23 protein-coding genes are annotated in these 24,617 nt (G+C 50.0%); 12 read left to right on the forward strand and 11 right to left on the reverse strand.

The genetic code is table 11. From position 1 onward, the window contains the following. Window positions 1–86: 86 nt before the first annotated feature. Complete coding sequence (locus F3F93_RS01945) at window positions 87–560, reverse strand: hypothetical protein (protein WP_176957476.1); 474 nt, start codon at window positions 558–560, stop codon at window positions 87–89. A gap of 69 nt (window positions 561–629) precedes the next feature. Continuing rightward, on the reverse strand, window positions 630–938 hold the full coding sequence (locus F3F93_RS01950; protein ID WP_347239169.1) for a hypothetical protein: 309 nt from the start codon (window positions 936–938) through the stop codon (window positions 630–632). Window positions 939–1,091: 153 nt separating this feature from the next. Here F3F93_RS01950 and F3F93_RS01955 point away from each other — a divergent pair, with 153 nt between their 5' ends. The 3 genes from F3F93_RS01955 to tadA are packed head-to-tail and all read left to right on the forward strand — an operon-like array spanning window position 1,092 to window position 3,351. Next, complete coding sequence (locus tag F3F93_RS01955) at window positions 1,092–2,075, forward strand: ABC transporter permease subunit (RefSeq protein WP_176957477.1); 984 nt, start codon at window positions 1,092–1,094, stop codon at window positions 2,073–2,075. Further along, window positions 2,072–2,893, forward strand: a complete 822-nt coding sequence (locus F3F93_RS01960; RefSeq protein WP_176957478.1) for an ABC transporter permease — start codon at window positions 2,072–2,074, stop codon at window positions 2,891–2,893. The genes F3F93_RS01955 and F3F93_RS01960 overlap by 4 nt, the downstream gene beginning before the upstream one ends. Further along, window positions 2,893–3,351 carry a tRNA adenosine(34) deaminase TadA gene (tadA, locus tag F3F93_RS01965; protein ID WP_176957479.1) on the forward strand — a complete coding sequence of 153 codons (459 nt, stop codon included), beginning with the start codon at window positions 2,893–2,895 and terminating at the stop codon, window positions 3,349–3,351. Before F3F93_RS01960 ends, tadA begins: the two co-directional genes overlap by 1 nt. 97 nt (window positions 3,352–3,448) lie before the next feature. Here tadA and F3F93_RS01970 read toward each other — a convergent pair whose 3' ends face one another. The 4 genes from F3F93_RS01970 to erpA all read right to left on the reverse strand — a co-directional run bounded on the left by F3F93_RS01970 (window position 3,449) and on the right by erpA (window position 6,492). Next, entirely contained in the window at window positions 3,449–4,096 is a 648-nt protein-coding gene (locus F3F93_RS01970) for an RlmE family RNA methyltransferase (RefSeq protein WP_176957480.1), read from the reverse strand. 240 nt (window positions 4,097–4,336) lie between these two features. Next, a complete protein-coding gene (locus F3F93_RS01975; protein ID WP_176957481.1) occupies window positions 4,337–5,107 on the reverse strand; it encodes an ABC transporter permease in 771 nt (256 codons plus the stop codon). Next, the gene (locus F3F93_RS01980; protein WP_176957482.1) at window positions 5,104–6,048 is read right to left on the reverse strand and encodes an ABC transporter ATP-binding protein; all 945 of its coding nucleotides are present in this window, start codon (window positions 6,046–6,048) and stop codon (window positions 5,104–5,106) included. Before F3F93_RS01980 ends, F3F93_RS01975 begins: the two co-directional genes overlap by 4 nt. 81 nt (window positions 6,049–6,129) lie before the next feature. After that, entirely contained in the window at window positions 6,130–6,492 is a 363-nt protein-coding gene (erpA, locus tag F3F93_RS01985; RefSeq protein ID WP_176957483.1) for an iron-sulfur cluster insertion protein ErpA, read from the reverse strand. A gap of 162 nt (window positions 6,493–6,654) precedes the next feature. On the opposite strand from erpA, the gene F3F93_RS01990 reads away from it, so the two are divergent. Next, window positions 6,655–7,581, forward strand: a complete 927-nt coding sequence (locus F3F93_RS01990; RefSeq protein WP_241696897.1) for an FAD:protein FMN transferase — start codon at window positions 6,655–6,657, stop codon at window positions 7,579–7,581. A 1-nt stretch (window position 7,582) separates the two neighbouring features. On the opposite strand, the gene F3F93_RS01995 is transcribed toward F3F93_RS01990, so the two are convergent. Further along, window positions 7,583–9,076: a hypothetical protein gene (locus F3F93_RS01995; RefSeq protein ID WP_206675355.1), complete on the reverse strand. Its 1,494-nt coding sequence runs from the start codon at window positions 9,074–9,076 to the stop codon at window positions 7,583–7,585. Between the two features lie 242 nt (window positions 9,077–9,318). On the opposite strand from F3F93_RS01995, the gene F3F93_RS02000 reads away from it, so the two are divergent. Then, window positions 9,319–10,068 (forward strand): lycopene cyclase domain-containing protein, encoded by a 750-nt coding sequence (locus F3F93_RS02000; protein ID WP_176957486.1) that lies wholly within the window; start codon window positions 9,319–9,321, stop codon window positions 10,066–10,068. Here the strand turns inward: F3F93_RS02000 and F3F93_RS02005 are convergent. Beyond that, a complete protein-coding gene (locus tag F3F93_RS02005; protein ID WP_176957487.1) occupies window positions 10,065–11,651 on the reverse strand; it encodes an MraY family glycosyltransferase in 1,587 nt (528 codons plus the stop codon). The two genes, F3F93_RS02000 and F3F93_RS02005, sit on opposite strands and share 4 nt — an antisense overlap. A 326-nt stretch (window positions 11,652–11,977) precedes the next feature. On the opposite strand from F3F93_RS02005, the gene F3F93_RS02010 reads away from it, so the two are divergent. Genes F3F93_RS02010 through F3F93_RS02030 form a run of 5 tightly spaced genes read left to right on the forward strand, consistent with a single transcriptional unit; the run spans window position 11,978 to window position 17,291 of the window. Continuing rightward, on the forward strand, window positions 11,978–13,048 hold the full coding sequence (locus F3F93_RS02010; protein ID WP_176957488.1) for a nucleotidyltransferase family protein: 1,071 nt from the start codon (window positions 11,978–11,980) through the stop codon (window positions 13,046–13,048). After that, window positions 13,045–13,956, forward strand: a complete 912-nt coding sequence (locus F3F93_RS02015) for a hypothetical protein (RefSeq protein ID WP_176957489.1) — start codon at window positions 13,045–13,047, stop codon at window positions 13,954–13,956. The genes F3F93_RS02010 and F3F93_RS02015 overlap by 4 nt, the downstream gene beginning before the upstream one ends. Further along, a complete protein-coding gene (locus F3F93_RS02020; protein ID WP_176957490.1) occupies window positions 13,953–14,843 on the forward strand; it encodes a sulfotransferase domain-containing protein in 891 nt (296 codons plus the stop codon). Before F3F93_RS02015 ends, F3F93_RS02020 begins: the two co-directional genes overlap by 4 nt. Continuing rightward, on the forward strand, window positions 14,843–15,364 hold the full coding sequence (locus F3F93_RS02025) for a YkgJ family cysteine cluster protein (RefSeq protein WP_176957491.1): 522 nt from the start codon (window positions 14,843–14,845) through the stop codon (window positions 15,362–15,364). The genes F3F93_RS02020 and F3F93_RS02025 overlap by 1 nt, the downstream gene beginning before the upstream one ends. Window positions 15,365–15,374: 10 nt before the next feature. Next, on the forward strand, window positions 15,375–17,291 hold the full coding sequence (locus F3F93_RS02030) for an asparagine synthase-related protein (RefSeq protein ID WP_176957492.1): 1,917 nt from the start codon (window positions 15,375–15,377) through the stop codon (window positions 17,289–17,291). Window positions 17,292–17,347: 56 nt separating this feature from the next. Here the strand turns inward: F3F93_RS02030 and F3F93_RS02035 are convergent, their stop codons facing one another. Continuing rightward, window positions 17,348–17,518 (reverse strand): hypothetical protein, encoded by a 171-nt coding sequence (locus tag F3F93_RS02035; RefSeq protein ID WP_176957493.1) that lies wholly within the window; start codon window positions 17,516–17,518, stop codon window positions 17,348–17,350. A 161-nt stretch (window positions 17,519–17,679) separates the two neighbouring features. On the opposite strand from F3F93_RS02035, the gene F3F93_RS02040 reads away from it, so the two are divergent. Together F3F93_RS02040 and F3F93_RS02045 are read left to right on the forward strand one after the other, a co-directional pair. Beyond that, entirely contained in the window at window positions 17,680–17,943 is a 264-nt protein-coding gene (locus tag F3F93_RS02040) for a hypothetical protein (RefSeq protein WP_176957494.1), read from the forward strand. A gap of 488 nt (window positions 17,944–18,431) precedes the next feature. Beyond that, window positions 18,432–21,305, forward strand: a complete 2,874-nt coding sequence (locus tag F3F93_RS02045) for an FG-GAP-like repeat-containing protein (RefSeq protein WP_176957495.1) — start codon at window positions 18,432–18,434, stop codon at window positions 21,303–21,305. 422 nt (window positions 21,306–21,727) lie between these two features. Here the strand turns inward: F3F93_RS02045 and F3F93_RS02050 are convergent, their stop codons facing one another. Both F3F93_RS02050 and F3F93_RS12700 read right to left on the reverse strand, forming a co-directional pair. After that, a complete protein-coding gene (locus F3F93_RS02050; protein WP_176957496.1) occupies window positions 21,728–22,969 on the reverse strand; it encodes a sugar-transfer associated ATP-grasp domain-containing protein in 1,242 nt (413 codons plus the stop codon). Further along, window positions 22,966–24,615 (reverse strand): sulfotransferase domain-containing protein, encoded by a 1,650-nt coding sequence (locus F3F93_RS12700; protein ID WP_176957497.1) that lies wholly within the window; start codon window positions 24,613–24,615, stop codon window positions 22,966–22,968. The genes F3F93_RS02050 and F3F93_RS12700 overlap by 4 nt, the downstream gene beginning before the upstream one ends. Window positions 24,616–24,617: the final 2 nt, after the last annotated feature.

Consider the following 24,617-nt stretch of genomic DNA (forward strand, 5'->3'; position numbering starts at 1 on the left):
GCAATTGACTACAGGAACATCAACGTATAAACAAAAAAATAGCCGGACTCAAAGAGCCCGGCCAGTTCTTATTGCCAGCGAATTATTTAGTGAACGCTTACGTTGGCGTAAAATGCGATACCGCTGGCTTCATCTTCATAGAGCATAATCCAGGCATCAACACCCTGTGCCGTGTCAGGAAGCCCTGTCATGGGAATAATCGCCAGAAGTTTATTCTCACGCCCGTCACCAACATCAAGGATCTTACAGAAACCGCCTACCTCATAGGAAGTGCTTTCAGGAGTGCTCTCATCAAGATAGCTGAGCTGACAGTTGATGCCAACATCACCAAGCCCCTCTTTGCCCTGTCTTAACACATCCTGCTGAATATTGATCACATCGTTATTGATCGAGTCAGCCGTGTGGGAGAGAATAAGAATCTGTGCGCCATCCATCACCGAAATGAAATCACTGAATTTACCCAGCACAATCGGATCAAATTCAAAATTCGGATCAACCTTCTGAAAGGCAGCGAAATTCACATTTCGGACATCACCAGCCTCTACTTCTGTCGAAAACATAGCAATCCCTGCTGCCAGGGTGATCAAAAAGGCTCTTGTTAATAGTGTTAACCTGCTCAAAACGACCTCCTACAGACTACGGATTGCGTAGATAGCATCTTCCATCATCTGGCGGATTTTAGACTCCATCGCCTGGCGCATGCGATCGACATCTTTTTTGTTCAACCCTGCCTTTTCCAGTTCATCAAAATCTTTCATGCTACCCATGGCGTCACGCAGTTTTTTGATAATAAGATTCAGACGCTTCATTCCATCGACTGAGCTTTCAGCTGCTACAGTCTGCTGATAGCCCGTGGATAAACCGGTGTCTGACAAACTTAGTGGTGCTGTCAAAGCAAATGCAGCCGCCAATGTCATTGCAATTAAATGTCTCTTCACAGAAATTCCCCTTCCCGCTTAAAATATAAGGGAGTGGATAAGAGCAATCTTGCGCTTTGATGTCAAGTTGCGCAGCGATTACCGTTCAAAATCGTCAAAAACCCCACACCAGAGAGACCTGTTTTTTTTAATGCGGCTAAGTATAGTCCACCCGTGACCCAATACCTGTTGAAACGACTTGCCGGCATGATTCCCCTGCTGTTCGGCATCACCATTATCTCTTTCGGCATGATGCACCTTGCGCCGGGCGAACCTGTTGTGGTTGGTCAGGAGTTTAACCCTAAGGTTTCAGCCCAGGATATCGAACGACTGCGTGCCTACTACGGCCTGGACAAACCTCTTTATGAACAGTACCTGAACTGGCTGAATCGACTGGTTGTCCTTGATTTCGGCAAATCATTCTCCGCAGATGGGCGCGATGTGATCGATAAAATCTCTGAACGCATCCCCGTTACCCTGTGGATCAATATCCTCGCCATGCTGTTGATTATCGCCATTGCCATCCCCATCGGCATTATCAGTGCAGTTAAACGTGACTCATGGCTGGATAAGTGTATGACGGTATTCGTTTTTATCGGTTTTGCCATCCCCTCTTTCTGGCTGGGGCTGCTGCTGATGATCGGACTTGGCGTGAATATGGGCTGGTTACCTATTTCCGGTCTGCATGATTACAACTGGCAGCAGATGGGCTTCTGGCAACAGCAGATGGATCTTCTCAGCCATCTGGTGCTACCGATCTTTGTATCTGCCATAGGTGGACTTGCCGGCATGAGTCGCTTTATGCGCTCAGGCATGCTTGAGGTAATCCGCTCCGATTACATTACAACAGCCCGCGCCATGGGCGTACCTGAACAGAGCATCCGGTATCGTCTTGCCCTTAAGAATGCGATGTTACCGATCATCACTCTGCTCGGCCTCTCTATTCCCGGCCTGATTGGTGGCTCGGTGATTGTTGAACAGCTCTTTTCACTGCCTGGCATGGGGCTACTCTTCTTTGAAGCGGTGATGTCGCGTGACTACCCGCTGGTGATGGGTATTACCGTGATTGGCGCAGTGCTTACCCTGCTGGGCAATCTGATCGCTGATATCTCCTACGCATGGGCTGATCCGCGCATTCGCCACGGGAGAAACGGATGATCAGCTTTGCCAGATCATTTCCATTGATGTTTATCGGTGGCCTCATTGTAGCCTGCGTTACCTTGCTGGCGCTTCTCGCCCCCTGGATAGCCCCCTACGACCCCTCAGAGATCAATGTCAAAGTGATCTTACTGCCACCATCCTGGGAGCACTGGTGCGGCACTGACACCCTTGGCCGTGATGTCTTCTCACGCATGTTATACGGCGCACGCGTCTCTCTGGCAGTTGGCTTTGTCGCCGTCGGCATCTCACTGGTTATAGGTCTGATTCTTGGTGCTGTTGCCGGTTTTAGTGGTGGTCGTATTGATGGCGTAATGATGCGATTGACCGATATGGTGCTCTGTTTTCCTACCTTCTTTCTTATTCTTGCTGTGATCGCCTTTCTTGAGCCTTCGATCTGGAATATCATGATTGTCATCGGACTCACCTCATGGATGGGTGTAACCCGTCTGGTGCGTGCCGAATTTCTCTCTCTGCGTCATCGTGAGTTTGTCATGGCTGCGCAAGGTCTAGGTGTCTCTTCGATCCGTATGATGTGGCGGTATCTTCTGCCTAATGCCATGGGCCCTGTTCTTGTCTCAGCTGTTCTGGGCATTGCCGGTGCCGTACTGGTGGAATCAGGTCTCTCTTTTCTCGGGCTTGGCGTGCAGCCACCCGATGCCTCCTGGGGCAATATTCTGACTGAGGGTAAAGACAATATTCAGATCGCCTGGTGGCTCTCGATGTTTCCCGGTCTGGCTATCCTGATCACAGTGCTGGGTTATAATCTGCTCGGTGAAGGGTTGAGGGATTACTTTGACCCCAAGTTGAAATCATAATGAAAGACGATAACTACTACATGAGCATAGCGCTGCAACAGGCTGAAATTGCAGCTGAAATGGAAGAGGTGCCAGTTGGCGCCCTGCTCCTGCTTGCCGATGGCAGTGAAGTTGCCTCCCACAACGCTCCGATCGATCTTCATGATGCTTCCGCCCATGCCGAAATGCGAGTGATTCGTGAAGCGTGTCGCTTGAGCGAAAACTACCGTCTTGCCGGCAGTACGCTTTATGTGACGCTGGAGCCCTGTTTGATGTGTGCCGGAGCCATTGTGCATGCCCGTATTGGACGTGTTGTTTACGGAGCCAGTGATTCTAAAACCGGAGCTGTGGAGTCTCTCTACCAGATCCTCTCAGACAAACGACTAAACCATCAGCCTGAAATCACTGCAGGCATCCTGGCTGGGGAGAGCAGCGAACTGCTCAAGTCCTTTTTCAAATCCCGTCGAAAAAAAGTTTGAACTAAAGATTCACTCCAAGGCGCTTTGTCTTGCACTAGTGCGCATTAGTGTCACTTTTTATAGTTTTTCTCTGTGCCCTTCGTGTTCTCTGTGGTAATTAATTATCGCCCTTGAAATCAAGTCCCAGAATGAAGAATTCAGGCGAAGTTTTGCGGCTGGCAGCAGGTTTGATATTTTTAATGCGTTTGAATGAAATACCCATTTGACGTCTGAAGGTGTCATAACCTTCACCCATAAAGGTTTTCATCAGCACATCGCCACCCGGGCGCAGATGCTGGCGTGCAAAGTGCAGGGTCATCTCATTAAGCCCGATCATGCGCATCTGATCGACCAGCTTATTGCCACTCATCTCGGGTGCCATATCGGAAACCACAGCATCGATCTTCCTGCCACCCAGAGCCTGCTCCAGAGCAGCCTGACCTGCAGGTGAATCAAAATCACCCTTAATCAGTGTTACACCGGTAATCGGGCTGAGTTCCAGCAGATCAATACCGATCACCAACCCTTCAGGGCCAACCTTTTTGGCAAGTTCAACACTCCATGATCCCGGCGCGCAACCGAGATCAACCACCACCGAACCCCTTTTGATCTCAAGCTGACTCTGCTCTAGAATCTCGGTCAGTTTAAATGCGGCACGTGAACGCTTCCCCTCTTTCTGGGCCCGTTTCACATGCGGATCATTAGCGTGGCGCTGAAACCAGGCAGAGGTTTTTCGCGCAGCTTTACTCTTTGAACTGAATCCCATAAACCACCTTAACCACGAATAGACACAAATGAGCACGAATGAAAAGACACTCAACCAGCACTGCATCTCTTATTCGTGTTAATTCGAGTGCATTCGTGGTTCGATTTTATGTTTTTTGTAACTATATTGAATAGTTACTTTTATTATTGAACTATCGCACCAAACAGAGCAACCCCATTGCTTTGTTTTTGCTTTAACTAGCGCACCTCAACAAAGCAACACCCATTGCTTTGTTGAGGTTTACTCCTTCATTCTCCAGCCTGTCTGCCACAAATACCAGCAGCCCAGAACCGTAACCACTACCGAGCCAATAACAATAGAAATTGATGCAAAGGGATCAGTATCGCCAATACCAAGGAATCCATATCGGAATCCGTCAGTAAGGTAGAAGAATGGATTGGCATAATTAAACTGCTGCCAAATCTCAGGCAGCTGCTTCACCGAATAGAAAACACCGGAGAGAAAGGTCAGAGGCATAATCACAAAATTGGTAATCATGGCGATATTATCAAAATCCTTGGCCCACATGCCGCCAATCAGCCCCAGACCACCCATAATAATACTGGCAGCAACACCATAGAGCAGAATGATACCCGGATGCAGCAGCTGCAGATCAACAAAGGGGTAGAGCACAGCAAGGAATACCGTAGCCACAACCACAGCCCGCACCACTGCAGCAGCGAGGAAAGCAGCAACGACCTCAATAGAGGAGAGTGGTGCCATCAGCAGATAGATCTGCATGCCCATTACCTTACCCATCATCATCGAGCTTGAGGTGTTGGCAAAGGCATTCTGCATCATCGCCATCATCGCAAGACCGGGCACCAGAAAGGTGAAATAATCGATCTGCATGCCCGGCACTTGCCTCTCTCCCATCGCATAACGAAAAATCACCAGATAGAGTATCGCTGTAAGTGCCGGGGTGAAAATGGTCTGCATTTTCACCTTCAGAAAACGGCGAATCTCTCGTTGAAACAGTGTCCAGGTACCACGCGGGTTAACAGGCATCATCGCTCTTGATCCTTACTCTGTTTGGCTGTCAGACGCAGGAAGACATCCTCCAGATCTTCAGAGCGCACACCCGCATCAATGGGTGGGCCAAAGCGGCCTACAGCCGCCTGATAGGCATCATGAAAGGTTGTTTTCCCCCCTTCCAGCTGTCCAAGTTTCAAACAGACCCCATCGTCATGACCTCTGGGCTCAAATCCAGCCAGAGCCTGTTGATCATCAGCCGTAAGCTGAATCTCCCTGCCATAATTCAGCCAGAGGTGTGAAGAGGCAATATCAGACATCATCTCTTGCATTGGACGCGCCGTCAGAAGATTGCCCTGATCAATAATAGCCACATGGTCACACAGCTCCTCCGCCTCATCGAGATAATGGGTGGTGAGCAGTATGGTGATGCCCTTCTCATTAAGCTCACGCATAAAGGTCCATAGACGCTTGCGCAGCTCCACATCAACACCAGCTGTCGGCTCATCAAGAATAACCAGCTCAGGGCGATGTACGAGTGCTTGAGCCACCAGCAGTCTGCGCCGCATGCCTCCTGAGAGCTGGCGGGTATTCTTAGCCTGATGCTGTGTCAGTTCCAGGCGCTCTAAAAGTTCATCAATCCAGGCCTCATCAGGTTTGCAACCAAATAGTCCTGAGGTGAAACGCAGCACTTCGCGGGGTGTGAAAAAGGGATCAAAAGCGATCTCCTGGGGCACTACACCCATACGCCTTTTACACTCTTCCCGTTCCGCAAACAGGTTGCGACCAAAGAACTTCACCTCTCCGGAGGTAGAGCGAACGATATCGGCCAGCATATTGATCAGGGTACTTTTACCCGCGCCGTTGGGTCCAAGCAGTGCAAAAAAGCTTCCCTGCGGCACCGTCAGTGTCACATTGTTCAAGGCAGTTTTACCGTTGGCGTAGGTTTTGGTCAGACCATTTATTTCAAGCGCGCTCATGCAGGCAATCCTACTCCCAAATGTGACATAAACAAAAAGGCGGCGCTAATAGCCCCGCCTTCTGTCGTAACAAAAAAACTATCAGTAACCGGCGTTCGCACAACCGCCACCGGAATCCGATGGTGTAAAGGATTTGCCACAACCGCATGTGGATGCGGCATTGGGATTGCGGATGACAAAGGATTCACCCTGAATCGAGGTCTGATAATCGATCTCGGCACCATTGAGCAGATCAAGACTGGACTGATCAACCAGCAGTTTAACGCCATGATTTTCAACAATGGTATCGTTGTCATTGATCTGGTCATCAAATGTAAAACCGTACTGGAAACCGGAGCAGCCGCCACCGGAGACAAAGACGCGCAGATTCAGCTCATCATTATTCTCTTTATCCAGCAGTCCCTGCACCTTATCGGCAGCAGCCTGGCTTAGCGTGACTGTCATATACTCACCTCACAAACGGATCAGCAAAAGCTCTCATCCAGATATCTGAGCGGAAATCTCGGTTATTTCAGTCAGGATATCAAACCCAGAAGAATTATTGTCTCTTGCTTACGCCTGTTTTGAGACAACAATGGCGCCATGATTCGCCTCTGCATATCCATTATGGCACTTCTTCTTGCCGCCTGCTCTGCACCTGCCGATATACGCGATAGCCGCTTTATTATGGGGACGCTGGTGGAGTTTACCGTTGCTGGCGCAGATGAGGCTGCTTCGACCGTTGCGATTACAGCCGCAGCCAATGAGATGCAGCGCATCGAAAATGCGTTCACGATCTATGGTAATCAGAATAATAGTGTGAAGCGATTTAATCGCAGTCAGGTTGGAGCGAGTGTTCAACTGCCCGAAGAGATCAGCACACTGCTTGCAACTGCGCTGACCATTAAAAGGGAGAGTAACGGTGCCTTTGATCCGGCACTGGGCAGACTCAACCGGCTCTGGGGTTTTTCTCTACCGGAAGCACCAACGTCCCCTCCATCGTCCCGGGCGATCGAACAGGCTATGCCGCCAGCGACCTGCATTGAAAAACGCAATTCGGGCTGGGCACGTTTGCATGAGACATGCATGCTGGATTTCGGTGCCATTGCCAAAGGATATGCTATCGATCGCGGTATTGAGATACTGCGCAATCACGGTATTGCAAACGCGATTATCAATGCCGGTGGCGATATCCGGCTCATCGGTTCGCACGGGGATCAGCCGTGGCGCATCGGCATCCGCCATCCCCGCAACAGAGGTGAAGTGATCCAGTCGCTGGAGCTACAGGGTGATGTGGCGGTGGTAACCTCTGGTGATTACGAGCGTTTCTATATCTTTAAGGACAAACGTTATCATCATATCCTCGATCCAAAGAGTGGATGGCCAGCCAATACAGCGCAAAGCGTTACGGTCATCGCCAAATCTGCGATGCAGGCAGATGCATGGAGCACGGCACTGTTTATTTCAGAAGGTCACCCAGATATTTCAAGGAACCTTAACATAAGGTTGTTAATAGTGAATAACAGAGGAGAAATAACTAAGAATACTCTTTGACCTACCTGGAAAACAGAGTGAAATTATAACCAAGTGAGAGACTAAGAACTCTGGCCCTGAAATCCCCTTTGGGTGCCGCCATATAACCATATTGAGCAATCAAACTGAATTCATCTGAAAGCTGATATCCAAGGCCTGCGTTAGTCTGCCATACCAGACCACCACCGACAGCCAGACCGCCACCACCGGCAGCGCCTGCAAGCAGTTCAGCAGTGATAAACAGCGGTGTAGAAAACATTGGCAGAGAGAGACCACCGCCAACAAGGCCTGTCATGTAAGCGCCAGCCTTACCTTTGTAGGCAGCCAACCCCTGCCCGGTCAGATAGAAGTTATCATGAAGGAAATAGTCCATCTGCATACCGAGAAGATCAACATTGAGATTGGCATGATGACTGCGCCAGTTGGCAGCAGCTTTATAATAGGTTTGATGCGTCGTTCGCATGCGGATATGGGAGGCATCAAAGCCACTGAGATCGGAAAGATTAACCCTCTGGCTGCGGACGTTCGGGGTAAAGAAGTGATAACCTACTTTACCCGCATAACTGATAGCTTTGAATGAGGTTTCAGGGACCTTTACATAACCGGCAGAGACCTCGGCAAACAGGTTCTCTCCCAACCTCTGCTGCAGGGAGCCAACGGCATCAATGATGAGGCCTCCACCAGTGGCAACACCCCCGCCTCCGGCCACGCCCAGTGATGATGAGAGTTTGAACCATGTGCCATCCAGAAGTTCAAAACGATAGCCGAGGCCAAACAGAATCTGCATATAACCATTACTTTTGCCGCCCATGGCACCTTCGGATTCAATCTTCACAAACAGGTTATTATCGAGATAGCGGTTCCACTCAATACCCATCAGATTAATTGTCTTATACTGCACAGCACCACTATCTGTCAGTACGCCAGCGGGGATTTGATAGGTACGGTAGACAGTTGCAAGCTCTTGCTCGGCCATGTGGCCGCTACCAACCATTGTCCCCTCCCACTCCGGAAGATCACGCCTGCCAGAAGCAATCAGCGTGGTAAAAGGATACTCATAGGAGAAATAGGGCTGACTGCTATGGATTGTACCGTCAGGGAAGTCGATATAGCTGATGCCAGCGCCAAAACCGCCCAGAAAGGTCTTCAGTTTGGCGCCCATATGGTAGCGCAACATGAGTCCGCCGCCGGCAAGCTGGAAGCCTCCACGCCCACCGCCGGCGCCAACAAACATGCCGGCATTGACCTCAATATTATCCAGAAGCTCTTTTCTGAGCTCAGTTGCCATGCCTAGTGTGATAAAACCGCCTCGCTGGCCGACAAGGGCACCGTATGCGGCAGGGCCAAGGGACAACCAGTCGTTCACATCAAATAGCGCCGTGCTACCAAGAAATCCCATTTTTTCACCAGCTGGAAGACTCACATTGTCGTAGGTGTAGCGGAATTTTGCCGGCACGGTAGCAATGGATGAAACATCCTCTTCAGCAGAGGCAAAGAGAGGCAGTGTGAAAAGCACTGAAATAAAAAGTGAAAAACCGATAAGAGCTAATCGGACTTGTGGCAAAGCGCCTTCTGATCTAATAGGGAAAGACATCGTGGCATATTGCATAATGCGGATGATAACGTCCAATGATGTGATTCAAGATATGCATATAGTTGGCGATAAATAGTTGTTCATGTGTAAGCTTTGCGCTGTCGGTGAATTAGACTAGAATATATACAGCCTCATTCTAACATTAAGGATTTAAATAGTTATTTATGTACGAATACAGTTATCTCTATGGAATTATCGCCTTCGTCCCGATCTGGCTATACTGCTTTATTGTCAGGCCTGACTTGCGGCCTGCCATGCTGATCCTCTCCTTTCTGTTTGGCATTGGCGGCGTTCTTTCCAACTTTTTTGTCTATGGCCATGATTGGTGGGAACCGCAATTTATTACGGGCACAACCATCGGTGTTGAAGACTTCCTGTTCGGCTTCTTTTTCTCTGGATCGGCAGCGGTTTTCTATGAAATAGTTTTCAATAAAACATATAAAGAGCGGGATCAGGCTCCCAGATTTCCCATTAGATTCAGGTATATTGCCCTGACTGTCTGCTCCCTGTTTTTCGGTAGCGCCTTAATTTTTAATTTCCACTCATTCAGCGCTACAGTATTGACCTTCGGAATAAGTACTTTATATCTGTTAAGTCAGAGAAAGGATCTGATTCCCAACTCCATTTTTGGCGCCCTATTTGCCGCCTTTCTGGCTTTTCTGTTTTTCGGTATCCCCGAGTTGTTAACGGCCGGGTGGGTTGAATCAACCTGGTCTTTCCAGAACCTCTCCGGCACCTTTATTCTTCACGTTCCCATGGAAGACTTTGTCTGGTTTGTCATGGCCGGAGCTTTTATCGCACCACTATATAAATTCTGGAAGAATTTCAGATCGGTTAGATTCGTTGTTCAGGAAAGTGCAGAAGAAGCCTATCAAGCTTCAAATAAAGTGGTCACTGAACCTGAGCGTGATTAAAAGAGACTGATTGCTGAAAGAATCAGTAACGAGGCCAGAATCTGCTGGTTCCTTTTAGGCTGTCGCCTCAAAACAATTTTAGCAGCAACAAGAAAGACCACCGCCTCAATGCAAACAACATACAGTGAGGCCTGTATATCTTCCGGAAATAGGTTGAATCTGCCGATCAGCCAGGGCGTAACCCATGAAAAAACAAGCAGTAGACTTTCCAGACCGGTTGTTAAAAAGACGCGCATATTCCTTTTGAAGTAGAGTTTAAGAACCACCCAGAGTGCCAGCAATCCAGTCATCACAACCATGTAATTCAACACCCACGACTGCTCACTCATATTGATCTGAAACAGCTGTGCGAAAATCAGCAGGTAGATAAGCCCTTGAGACCAGGTGGCATCACGGCCTTCTCTCCAGGGATAGAGAATAACGACCAAAACCATCATCACAGCCATGCAGAGAGTCATCGTGACCGATCGCTCAATCATCACGACAGGCAGAAGGAGCAGTGGAATCAACCATGTAACAACGGGGATAGAGCGCCCCAGAATATGGGTCATGCTGTAGTAGGCCGAGCTGTGGTGAGCTGCAGGCGAATCTGAAACCTCCTCATCGGCAGGCATAGCAAAAGAGAAGGAACCGCGCTCCAGTAACGACAATGATAAATATGTGCCAGCCACCAGCCCGAGCAGCACCAGAGACTGTATCCATTCTGCACTTCCCGCAAAGAGTGCTGCTACAGAAGCGTAGAAAAAAATAAGGCCGTAAAATGTGGCCACCACACCTTTATGGGAGAGTCCAAGCTCAATCAGGCGATGATGAAAGTGCGTTTTATCAGGAAGAAAAGGACTTCTTCCATTCATGACGCGTTTTGTCATGACATAGAGCGTGTCAGAAAGTGGAAGCCCGAGAAGAATGCCCATACTTATCGGTGATATAACGGCCCCCTCCCCTGACTGTAAAAGCATAAGGCAGAGGCAAGCCAATACATAACCAAGGATAAGACTGCCGGTATCGCCCATAAATATACGGGCGGGATGCGAATTGAAATAGAGGAAACCGATCATGGATCCAAACAGAACAATGGCAATCATCAGGCTGGCTTGGTCACCGATGGATAAGGCAAAGCTACCCAGAAAATAGGCAGCAATCAGGGTAATGCCTGCTGCCAGACCATCAAGGCCATCTGATAGATTCAGTGCATTAATAAAACCGACCATGCCGATCAGTGTTAATGGTATGGCAAACCAGGCGGTTTCAATATTGCCAACGCCAAACAGATCACCCAGATCAGTTATAGCAGTTCCACTCATAATAATGAACACGCCTGTACCAGCGATAATACCTAAAAATTTATATCTGGGAGAGATATCAAAGATATCATCGGCAATGCCAGTACAGCCGATGATAAACAGGCCCAATAGAAATCCCTGCGTGATTGGCGAAATATCGATCATCGTGAATGGAATCAGCAGCAAAGAGATCAGAAAGGCCAATCCACCCATACGTGGCGTAACATTGGCATGCACCTTACGTTCATCCGGCTGATCAATCGCTCCAATTCTCTGAGCTAGAAGTACAACACTGGGCATAAGTAGCAAAGTTAAAACTGTAGCAGATACCAAGGGAAGAAGATAAAACAATAGTGAGTCAGATTCAGGCATCCCCTCTCCTTTAACTGGTTACAAAATTGAGGGATAGTCTAAATTAAAACACCCTGTTCTGCTAACAATGTAGCATGGCATCTTTATATCTATACATCTCAATCAGATCGATTTAATGTCTCAAATGGTACTTTAATCAAAAAGGATTTAAATTGAACACTTCTTCTGAGTTTCAGCTTCTTTTAGCACTCACGCACCCAAATCCTGAAATCAGCAAGAAGATGGCTGAACGCCTACTAGCTTCTGGGATCAAAATGCCAAGTTTTATTAAAATGGCCAAATGGCATCGACTTGTCCCACAAGTTTGTAGCAAATTAAAACAGTTGCAATACAAACCTTCTCCAGGAATCAGTTCAGAGATGAATCAGCTAGAGTACAGAATTCGTAGAAAAGCGTTAAAACACCTTGCCATGTTGAGTAAAATCTCAAATCAATTAGACAAGCATAAAATCCGTTTTATTGTTTTAAAAGGCAGTGCACTTTCCCAGCTCATATATAACGATAGTGCTCAGCGCCAATCCAACGACATTGATATTCTGATTGATCGGCGTGATGTTGAAAAGGTTGAATCCATCCTGATTGAAAATCTTAATTTTTCACAGGGCGTTCCATTTTCAGGAGCGACAGCACGTCAGAAAGAGTTCATAGACTCTGTGCGTAAGGATCGCGGCTATTTCCATCAACAGGATAGAATAATCCTGGAGGTTCATTGGGGTTTTACCGCTGTGGAGCACCCGATCAACAGATCGTTTCATGATCTATGGCAGAGCACAATAAAAGCAGAACTTCAACTTAATCAGACATTTCACACCCTGCCGATGAATCTGCTATGGCTCTATCAGTGCCAACATGGTGCTGAATCAGGCTGGTATCGACTTCGCTGGATCAATGATATCGCCATGTTACTGATCTATTACCCGCCTGACTGGGATAGCCTGCTGGAACAGGCCAGTGAATTCGGCACCCGACGTAGCCTGATCGAAGGAGTCACACTTGCAGCCTCGGTCTACAACTTGCCGCTCCCTTCTCAGATCGAGGAACAGGGCAAGGCCGTGCAGATCGGCAATGAGATCGAAGAGGCCCGACTGTTTCTTACCCGTATGCAACTGCCATCCCCGATGGAATCAGCCAGAAGAAGTTTTCGCCACGCGCCGAAAACCAAAGCGATGCGCAATTTGCTGAAAAACATTCTCATTCAGCCCGGTGATTTTGAACGTATCCGACTACCCAACGGCCTCTTCTTTCTCTACTATCTCATCCGTCCATTCTCCCTGCTTGCCAGGCGGACGAAGTCCCAACGCCCCCGAGGAACAGCTACCCCATGACCCCATTCCATTACCACGCATTCGGTCTGAATATCGACAGCCATTTCGAACTGCCTGCACTGCCACAGGCAACAGACGATGCCTCTGCAGATGTCCGGATCCATACTGGCTCTGTATCGACTGAAGGACTGGATAATCCGAACAAGGCCACCCCATTCTACCAGAGTTCTGAGAACACCCTGTGGCTGAATGTTCCCGATATCGCCCGCTTCCTGGTCACCGACGGCAACAGCATCCTCGTCGACCCTTACCCCGGCAGTGATGAGCAGAGCATACGACTCTATCTGCTCGGCTCCTGTATCGGCACCATCCTGCACCAGCGTAAAACGCTGGTAATGCATGGCAATGCCGTCCGTTTCGGTGAGAAGTGCGTGATCTTTGCCGGTCATTCGGGGGCCGGAAAGTCGACACTGGCGGCGGCCTTCCATAAACGCGGTCATGAGATTCTGGCCGATGATGTCTGCGCCATTGATGCACAAGGGCGCGTAGCGCCGGGGCTGCCACAATTGAAGCTCTGGCAGGATGCCGCCAATAAACTGGAGATCGATACAGCTGAACTTGATCGCATTCGACTGCAGGTAGAGAAATACACTTTCCCCCTGAAGCAGCCGGTAACCGAACAGCTGCCGGTGGCAGCGATCTATATCCTCTCCAGCCATAACCTCGATGAGTTTGAGATTCAGCAGATCAAGGGCATGAAGAAGTTCAATCCACTGAAGAACAACACCTATCGCATGGGTATTCTCGAAGGGCTGGGGTTGAAGGCGGAGCATCTCGGCCTGTGCAGCAGACTAGCCAGTCGGGTGGATCTGGCCCGCATCACGCGACCGAATCATGGTTTCAAACTGGAGCAGCTGATCGAGATGATCTCGATCGATCTGCAGAAAAAGGGGATTGTTGCTGCATGAGCGAAGGTATCTTCTGGCTTGCCTCCTATCCAAAATCGGGCAACACTTGGACACGCGCCTTTATCGCCAATATCCGCCGCGAGGAGCCCGAGGAGGAGGTCGATATCAATGCCCTGCATACCGGTGCCATCGCCAGCTGCCGCGGCTGGATTGATGAGGTGCTGGGCTTCGACTCGGCCGATCTCAGCCATGACGAGGTCGATCTCCTGCGCCCTGCTATTTACCGCTGGCATGCGCAGCAAGCAGATGATGGCGGCTATCACAAGGTACATGATGCCTACACACTCTTACCCAATGGCGAGGCACTGATTCCGGCCGATGCCACGGCCGGGGCTCTCTATATCATGCGTAACCCGCTCGATGTGGCGATCTCCTTTGCCCATCACAGCAACTGCAGTATCGATCAGTCAATCGAAAACATGGGCAGGCCAGACTTCTTCTTCTGTGGTAACACCCGCCGTATGACCAACCAGCTACGTCAGAAGCTGCTCTCCTGGTCCGCGCATGTGGAGAGCTGGGCGAATGCAGAGAAGATCGAGAAACTGATTGTGCGTTACGAGGATATGCGAAATGACTCACTAACCACATTCACCCGTATCTGTCGGTTTCTAAATCTACCTGCCGATGAGCATTCAGTGCAGACCGCACTCGACAAATGCGCCTTCGACAAGCTTAAGCAGCAGGAGCAGGAGAAAGGGTTCTCCGAGAAAGCTCCCCACCATGAAAGTTTCTTTCGCAAAGGCAAGGTGGGCGACTGGCAGGATACACTGACGCCTGAACAGATCGAACGTGTCGTTGCCGATCATCATAAAGTGATGCAACGATTCGGCTATCTCGATGCTACCGGTCAACCGGTCACTGCACTGCCACTGGATCAGTTAGTCTGATGGATTGGGATGCAGTCTCAGAGCTCTGCACCTCCTGCGGCATGTGTTGTGATGGCACGCTGTTTGGCCATGCCAATATCAAAAATGATGATGACCTTAAACTGGCATCATCGCTTGGGCTCAATACGCTTCAGAAAAATGGCAGAGATACATTTGAACTTCCCTGCCACCATTTCAGTTCAAAGTGTACGATTTATGGAGAGAAGCGCCCCAATATTTGTGGTGCCTTTTTCTGTCAACCGATTCGCGATATCAAAAATGGGCGTTGTGATCTGAGCGAAGCCAATGATCTTGTTAGCCGGGCAGTTAAACTCAGGGAGCAGTTTTCAGTAGCCTGTCTGGCTTATCCGGAATTTGCATCACAATCGATTTTCAAGATTCGCCGAGAGTTGCATTTGAATGGCATGTCTCAAGCGCAACAGGTAGGTATGAGAAAGAAATATGCGCCGCTCTATCTGATTGGAGCACGACTGTTTCCTCTGCTTAATGCCATTGCCCCTCGGAGAAAAAAGAAGCTGTGAACTGTAGAAAATGAGTACGATCCATGCCTCTCTTAACCTGATTGATCAACAGCCTGCTGGTTGTGAAAGAATTGAGAAGATGCTTGAGGCATCGGCTTACTGGAGGCCAGACGCCACGCATCAACTGAGTAGTTGCGATCATGCGTGCCGGATGGCGAGGGCCTCTCTGATTAATACCAGGCAATCCCGGCTTGAGAGTGTGCACCGTGATTCATCGGGTAATATGATCACTGCCAATGCACGCCTTGATAATCGGGATGAATTGGCCGGGCAGCTCGAAATCCCGGCGAATGAGCTTGAGCAGCATGCCGATGGCATGTTGATTTTACTGGCCTATAAACGTTGGGGAGAGGCATGCCCGAAACAGCTGCTCGGTGATTTTGCGTTTGTCATCTATGATGCTGTGCAGGATAAGGTTTTTGCGGCTCGGGATCATTTCGGCGTCAAGGTTCTGTTCTATACCCGAACCGAATCAGAGTGGCTTCTCAGCAACGAGCACAATGCTTTCTTTACATCCGGAGCTGTTAAGAAAGTGATCAAGGAGTCATGGCTGGTACAGCAACTATGGGCATTGAGAAGCAATCGCTTTGAATCACCTGTTAACGGAATTGAAACACTTCCTGCAGCTCACAGCATCACCCTGGACCGAACTGGTAATGCCAGCATCAGCCGCTACTGGGATCTTGAAGAGAGAGATGATTGGAACGGTTGGGATGATGCGTCGCTGATTGATGAGCTGAAGAGACGATTTGAACAGGCCGTCAGATCACGCCTGAACAGCGAATATCCGCTCGCCTCTGAGCTGAGCGAAGGCATCGATTCGAACGGTATCACAGGCTTTGCCGCCAGAGCTCTGGGAGAAGAGCCGCTTTATACACTCTCCTATGGCTGCATCGAACTGGATGATGACAACCGACATATTTGGGAAGCAACCTATCAGGACATCTACGAGATGCAGGCCATGCATGCGAACATTCAACCGATCTGGCGCAAACAGGAAAAAAACAATTCGCTTACTCTACAGCAGCAGACGCTGAATCGGCACGCAGGAGTTCCTATGCCTGTGAAGGATGGAGCCCATATCTCCTATGGCCGGCTGGCTGCTAAGAAAGGTGTTCGAACCCTGCTCTCGGGCTGGGGTGGTGATCACTGTGTCTCCACCTATGGTGATTTTTACGAAAGTGAACTATTGAATCAGGGAAAATTCATCACCTTGCATCGACTGTTGCGGGAGAAAAGAGCTCGAGGGCGCAGTGGTAAACCTGCGAAAGCATGGGCTGGATTACTGTTAAAACATGCTATCCCCCCCCTCTTTCGCAGTTTGATGCGCAGAAAACGTGGTTTGGTCGATGGTCAGCATCACCTCGCACACTCGCACCCTTTAAAGCGAATCCATGTCGAGCGCTATCAACTTATGCAGAAGCAGCAAGAGTTCCTCAAACAGTATGAGCGCTACTCAGTAAAAGCGCACCATCAACGTGAGCTTTTTGATGTCGGTGTGGAGCCTCGTCTGGTGGAGTCCGAGTTGTGCAGCCGTATTTATCGAATTGAGTATCGATATCCTATGCTTGATGTTCGCCTTGTTGAGCTGGCCTACAATATGCCATCGCACCTCAAGGTATATCAGGGTATCGAACGCTATATGTACAGGAAGATTCTTGAGGGTGTCACAACCGAGCGTATTCGCTGGCGGGTAAAGGCTGATGTGCAACATCCCAGGTATGATCACATAGACAACAATAACAGATCAGAAAGTCGAGAGAGCATTAAAGATCAAACAGATGATAGTGCGTTGGTAAGAGATTACCTTGATTTGGATGGATCAAAGCAGGCGAAAGCCAGACGACTTCAAAAAGGCATCGAGTTGCTACTTGAAATTGAAGAACAACGGCAATCAGGGGAAATGGAGATCACTAAAGCTTCATAGAACAGGGCGATAATGGTGCACTATCAGCACGCTCATTCTGCAATTTTTTGAAGCTATCAGGATGGACCGTAGGACGCCCCACCACCAGTTGAAAGAAACCTATGACTTTCAGTGGCGTCGACATAGGGCTTACCGTGGGTTTCTGAGCCATCAAGGCGAATCATGACCGGCGTATCCCACGACTGTAAGTTGGTCTCTTGCAAATCAGTTGCTTGATCAGTTTTCATCATACCCTCCGCATGGTAACGCAATCCAATCTGTTTTTTTTTTTGGCGTCAACCATGAAGTTTGATTACCACAAAATAGAGTTCATGGCCGGGTCGGATATTCACCATCGATACAGATGCAGTAGCGCATCACCAGTGATGGCTGCATATTATTATGAGCGATGCCGGTTCCTGTGGCCGATACAGCCTGGCTTGCCAAATCAGCTGGACAGCACCCTAGGAGCGGTCACCAGAAGCGTGATGAGAAACGTGAGCTGCGAGTGAATTTTGATAAGCTGCTGGATAGCAAACTGGTGCAGACCTACTTCGATGAGGAGAAGTTTCGTCAAATAGCGGGCGATATTCCTCCCAAAAGTTTACTGAGATCGCTTGAACTGCCGCATGAGCTCGAACGAAAGCTGAAGGAAGTGGAACAAATTTTGTGACCTTGCATGACAACAGGGCGCACTTGTGTTCGTGCACTCTAGGAGGGTCCGTAATTCTTTCCTCCTCCTCCAGAGAAGGAGGAATGACTCTCTGTTGGATCAACGAAGGTTTTTCCTTCCGTACCCGCGGAGTTCAGCAGTATAAGCCGAGGCTGTTCCCATTGCCCAAGCTTCGATTGCAAAGTGGGTGTACTCTTCAGATCAGCCATACTCTTTTCTCCTGATGTAATCATTATTGCTTTTCACTCTGATCCTTTCAAACATTGAGTCAACAGTTACTTCAATAATCTGAAGACAGGACGCTAAGGCCAACACCTATTCTACCGCCCCCTCGGCAGGAGGCTTGAGTTGGTTCGCCTGACTACATGATAGCCTACCCGGTTAGGTCACCATCTAGGGGCGATTCACCACCCAAGCGTAATCACACGTTGAATAACTTAAGTCAATTAAGCAGCCTCAACACACCCTGAAATATAGAGAGTCACTTGATGATCGTAACCAAACTTGCAACTGCTGCCGTAAAGATTAAGGGAAACCTCTTTTCACTCAATCCGGCTATTATCCAACGCCACCAGTTGCTGAACCTGATCTTTCTATTCCTCATCGGGAAGGTACTTCTCAACTTTCCAATCAGCTGGCTGGAGATTGCTACAATCCTAGCCTTTGCTATTTGCATCGATCATCTTCTGATCTATATCGCCCACAGAAAAGTCGAATTCTTCTCCTATTCAGCGGTGAATACTGCGCTCGGCGTCATCTTTCTGCTACGCGCCACAGACCTCTCTATCTATATCCTTGTAGTCGCTCTGGCGATTGCCCAGAAACATTGGCTGCGCATCAATGGGCGCCATTTTCTCAACCCCTCCAATGTAGCCGTGGTGGCTGGCCTGCTCCTCTTCCCTTATGAGACCTATACTACTCCCGAACAGTGGGGTGGCATGTGGTGGCTTGGGGCGGCAATGACCCTGTTGGGTCTGCTGATCACCATGCGCGTAGGCCGGGTGTTAATCCCAATTGCATTCACTATCTCCTACCTCATCCTGACTTATACCTTCATCACCAAGAATCCTACTGAGATCATGGCTACATTGATCTCGGGCAGCTTCCTGCTGTTTATCTATTTCATGCTAACCGACCCCCGTACCACGCCGGATCGTCCGGGATACCAGATCCTCTATGCCACCTCGATTGCAACGTTGACCATTCTACTGGAACTGATGTTAGGCGCCCGCGATATCACCATGTTTCTAGCCCTGTTTATTGTCAGTCTTTTTGTCCCGCTTATGCGCATTGGGCAACAGAAACAGTCTTATATATGGCAACATCTATTGGCAGCACTTGCTACAGGCATCGCCGTGGTCGCCTTCTCACCCCTGAATACCCTGAATCATCTCCCCACAGCCTCCGCTAAAATTCAACACGGGACACCCTCGGCAGCTGTGCCCATCAATCCGGCTGCGACTGAAAAGGCTACCTGGGACCAACATCCCGAGTGGCATGAGAAAAGCTGGGATAAACCACACCTGGTTTCATCTCCATTGACACCACAGCCGCGCGATCACGGCTTTATCAGAATCGGAAATGCTCTGCCGGAACTGATTCCGAACGTCGAACGTAAACACTTCGGTTTTGACTTTAATTACCATGCTCCGGTCAGCGCGGGTGATATCAATCACGATGGCCACCTCGACCTTGCTCTGGCCACCACAGGCACGTCCCTGACGATTCTGATCAACCGTGGCAACGGAACATTTTTCGATGCCACGGCCCAGCTCTTCGATAAGATACCACACGGCTCCATCGACCAGATAGCACTGGCCGATGTTGATTCCGACAGCTATCTCGACCTGATACTCTCGTTCAACCCGTATGAAGCCGGAATCGCTCCTCCCAATCGAATCTATCGCTTCAACCCCGATAGCAAACATTTCGAAGCAAGTACAACCTTCCCTAGCCCTGTGCACGCCACCATTGGCGGATATGCCCTGATCGACATCAACCATGACCGCTTTCTCGATCTCTATATCTCAATAGCACACAACTGGCACAAACAGGAAAACCCTCCCTTTGCATTCATGCAGTCCGATGGTGAGCCCAACCAGTTCTGGGTGAGCAGTGCGGATGGATGGAAGGAGAAAAAAACCGACTATTTTCCTCAGCCTGACGAAAAGCATGCAAGCATGACCGCCATGTTCACCGACCTGAACAACGATGGACACCCCGACTTCCTGCTCGGCAACGACCTCCAGCCCGACCTGAGCTACCGGATGGATGGATCCGGCCATTTTACCCTGATTCCGAAACAGCAGATCGAATACAATGCTTTCAACAGTATGGGCTATATGGGGATCGATGCCGACAATGACGGCAAGCTGGAAATATGGGAAAACACGATTTCCCGCGACGTACTCTTGCGGCGGACCCGCTATGGAGAGCTGTTCACTTCAGCATTCAATACGCTGAATGGTACTGTGGCTGTTAAAAATATTGAGCGCGCATTCCTCAATGGTGAGCAAAACTGCAACCGCTTCGCTTTGCCGACCGACCGTGCACTGTGCGAAGAGATTCTGGTTGGCGCGCATGCCAAGCGATCGGGAAATAGAAAGTTATGCGACAGCATCGTCAATATGGAACGCCGCTATTTCTGCCGCTACCGGGTGAATAACCCCGCTTATGCCATTGCCAGCCCCGCCCGTTTCAAACGCGATGTCGAGCTATTTCCACGCAAAGTAAAGAAGAATATTCTGCTCAAACTGGATACTGAGGGACGCTACAGAGATGTACTGGGCAATGATAACGCCGCCCTGACCGGCTGGTCATGGGCGGCCTACCCTTTCGACTTCGACAATAATGGTTTTCAGGACATCTTTATCACCACGGGCATGGCAATCATCAATGGCCAGGAACCATCAGCCCTGCTCATGAATTACAGCAGGCCCGGAACACCTTCCCTGATTAACAAAGCATCCTCTTACGGTGTTGACTTTATGGATGAGGGACGCGGGGTAATTGCGGCCGATCTCGATGGCGATGGCGATGGCGATCTGGTGGTGATGAATCTCTATACGGCCCCCATCTTTCTCGAAAACCGTTTTGGCGGTGATGCCATCAAGGTGGAACTGCGATCCCGCCACGGCAACTACTATGGTATCGGCAGTCGCGTGGAGCTGCATACCAGCCGCGGTATACAGCTGCGCGAAATGGCTGTGGGTGGGGTGTGGGACAGCATGCAGCCGCAACAACTGCACTTTGGCATTGCAGATGGAGAATCGATTGCAAAGCTGGTGATACGCTGGCCTTATGGTGGAACAACCGAATATAAAGGACTCTCTGCAAACCACCGCTACATCATTTATGATTAGATGTGATTGTATGAATCAATTCTGAGGTAGCAGGCACGACAGCCTAGGAGGGACCGTAGGATGCTTCTTTACCTGAAACACTGGTGTGGCTTTCGGTTGCAGTTTTAAAGAACTTTCCTTCCGTACCCGATGAATTCAACTGAATGAGCATGGGGCGCTACCCTGATTTATCATCCACTATAGACCCTCTGTTCTATACAGTGGTTCACTATGGAGGCGAGCAATGGCGACAAATTATTCCGGTGAGAATAGTGGAGTGAACGAGTCTAAACGCTCGCAATGGTAGTCAATAACCAGTCGTTTCAATGCACACAAAGCGAGGAACTTCATCAATGCCGATGGCTACAGGAGAGTACATGCATGGCTGCCAGTGAGCCCTTTGCGGATCAATATTCTGACTATTCCCCGGATTCCGGCTGGGTTTAACAACCAGTGCGTACAACTTTCCCGTAAGTTGAAAAAAGGTCACCATCCAGTGCCGGGGCATCCATGATCAGTTGATGCTTCTCCACATCCCACTGCAGATTACCTTCCAGCAGACAGGGCCCATCCGGCGTAACCGCCACATCCCATCCGGAAACGGGAAGATCCGGAACAAGAGAGTGGGCCTCTAAACAAAGATCGACTGCCTCCTGCCAGAACGGCAGAACCTTGCCTTCGAGCCGGTCGATCAATTGACGATAGTCACCGGACTGATCCGGATGACGACTGAACAGCTTGCCCGATGCCAGCTGGATATTCATACAGTAGCTGGCCCTTGGCACATCGCTGTACGGCACCTCAAGCAGTGCGAACATTGCCTCGGGCTGTCCTTTCAGCAAGCCGCTGACAAGACGCAGCGTCACCAGCCGTCCGGTAGTGCACAGGGATGAAATCCGAGGATGGTTTTGCAGCATCGGTTGCAACAGGTAGTCGTAATCAAGCAGACGCAGGCCAACCTCGGCCAGGATCAATTCCGGCTCGATCAAGCTCACATTTCGATCGGTATGGAGCTGGTACTCACCAGTATTCCGGTCAAAATGCAGCGCCATACAGCCGACACTGTTGCGTGCAGCATTCGGTTTAAGAAACAGCGCGCGCTCCTGAAACAGAAACTCGGGATCGACCCTCTTCCCTCTTGGCAACAACGTCACTGTCGGCACCGTGGCAATGCCCGCTGCTGCCATTTTCTTGGTGAAGGCATGCTTATCCCACAGCAGGTCGATCGTCTCACTGCTGACACCCGCTGCAAACACGGCATGCCAGTTCTCGGCCGTATTGGAGTAGATATAGTGCATCAACTGACTACGCGACTTCCGCCACAGGCCGTACATATAGTAGTAGCGCGGCGGGATGCCGTGCGGAATGATCAGACTCAGTAGATCGACCACCTGCCGCCACAACGGCAGCTCGCACGGATAGGTCCGGTAGGCCGCTTCCCTCCCCTTCAGGCGGTGATAGCTCATCTTCCAGGCGAAAAAAAGCAGCCACGACAACCAATTGTAGAGGCCGATCAGTGCCCACTGCCAGCGAGGCAGATGCGGCCAGGCATTCAGGAAGAGATGCCGCTGCAACTGCACAGCACGGCCTTGCCCTGGTAGCAGAAAACGCCAGCTGACCATGGTGAAGGGCTGGCGATTATAGAGCGCACGACTGTTTCTGAGTTTGTACCACAGTGCTTTCACCAGGCAGATGGTTCCACTACTTCACGATCCAAACTCCATGCCACACTTAATCGGCACTCCGCCAGCATCGCCTTTGCCTCATCGCTGAGCAGCTTCTGCGCAATCCCCTTCATGCGTTCGATCTGCGCTTCAGACAGGTAATCGGCATAGCCACCAACCTTCCCTTTGCGCACCTTCATCATTTCGGGGTTGCCTACCGTTTTCGGCATACCGGCATGCCCGGCCACCTTCTCGGCCTGCCGCATCTTCTCGAAGCTGGAATCGGCAACGGCAGCCTGCACATCCGCATCGTCGGCATAGAGATTCAGATGCGCCAGCAAGCGCTTGAGCTCACCCGCCGTATCACCGTGCAATCCCTCGTAGCTGAGCAGATACCTGCGCCGCCAGCCGCCATCTTCAGTCCGGCGATTCAGGTAACGGCAGTAGCGTTGCAGGCTACCCTTTTCGGCATCGATAAAGGCGTCCATATCGCCATCAAAAGCCCCCAGCTTCTGCTGCTGGAAATAGTCGGAGACCACCACATCGGGAATCGAGCGCAGCAACAGGATATCGCCTTCATTGCACTGGGTGTTCACAGCATGGCTGGCCAACAGTAGCGGCATATCGCTTATATGGCCGAACTGGTAGTGCTCACACCCCTTCAAACCGGCATGCGCATTGGGGATGATCGTGAACAGGCTTTGCATATCCACCTGTACATGCAGTGAAAAGTGTCGATTGAAATAGTTCGCCAGCAGCGTACGTAGCCATGTACGGCCGCACTTGGGAAAGGAGTGGATCGTTGCTGCAGGTCTTGGCTCGGGTAGAACACTGTTTACAGCAACCTTCGCCGCCCGGTTGCGTAGAAAACGGTCGGGATCGCCACTGTTGCTCGGCACCACCTTGAAGTGATGGAAGCCCATGGCTGCCAGCTTGTCGACATCGAAAAAGGTGTGGCCGACATCGGGCCTGGGCATCCACGCCTTCGAGCAGGATTTGGAGTAGTCCTTTCCCCAGTGGGTTTGCGAAATCGCCGCATAACAGGTGCGCGCCGGACAGTTGTAGGCACAGTTGGCATTGGCGAAGAGCACGATGCGATGCTTCTCCGGCAGGCTTTCGAGGAAGGCATCGTCGTCATTCTTATCCATCGGAATCACGACACGATCATAGATTGATAACGCCCGCTCCACCTTCTCCAACGTATTGAGATGCTTGATCAGGCTCGCCTTGAGCAGATAGTCGGGAAATTCCTGGCGAATTCTCTTCGCCAATTCGTCATTGGTGCAGACAATGGCGTTGCCTGGCCTATGGAAACGTTTCAGGAAATGACGATTGGCTAGAAAAACCTCCTCATCAAAGTGGTGGCCGGTCAGCGTAAAACTCACCCCTTTTCCATGATTGTTCAGAGTCTCGATCTGATGATCGGTAAGGCTATGTTCCAGGTTGTAACTGCGGCCGCCATAGAAGCGCGAAGGGTATACTGCATTGCCGAATACCGAATCGATCTGGTCGATATCGAGATAGGGATAGTAAATCTTGAGATAATCAATCGCATCGGCTGCCGGAACAATCTTGCGCGACGAGACCTCGAAACGGTAGTCAGGATTACGAAACATGCCGTGATTGGCAGCGAAATCGATCACATTGGTTCCTACGTAGCTTTCCACTC

This window comes from Mariprofundus sp. KV (genome assembly GCF_013387475.1).
Taxonomy (GTDB): Bacteria; Pseudomonadota; Zetaproteobacteria; order Mariprofundales; family Mariprofundaceae; genus Mariprofundus.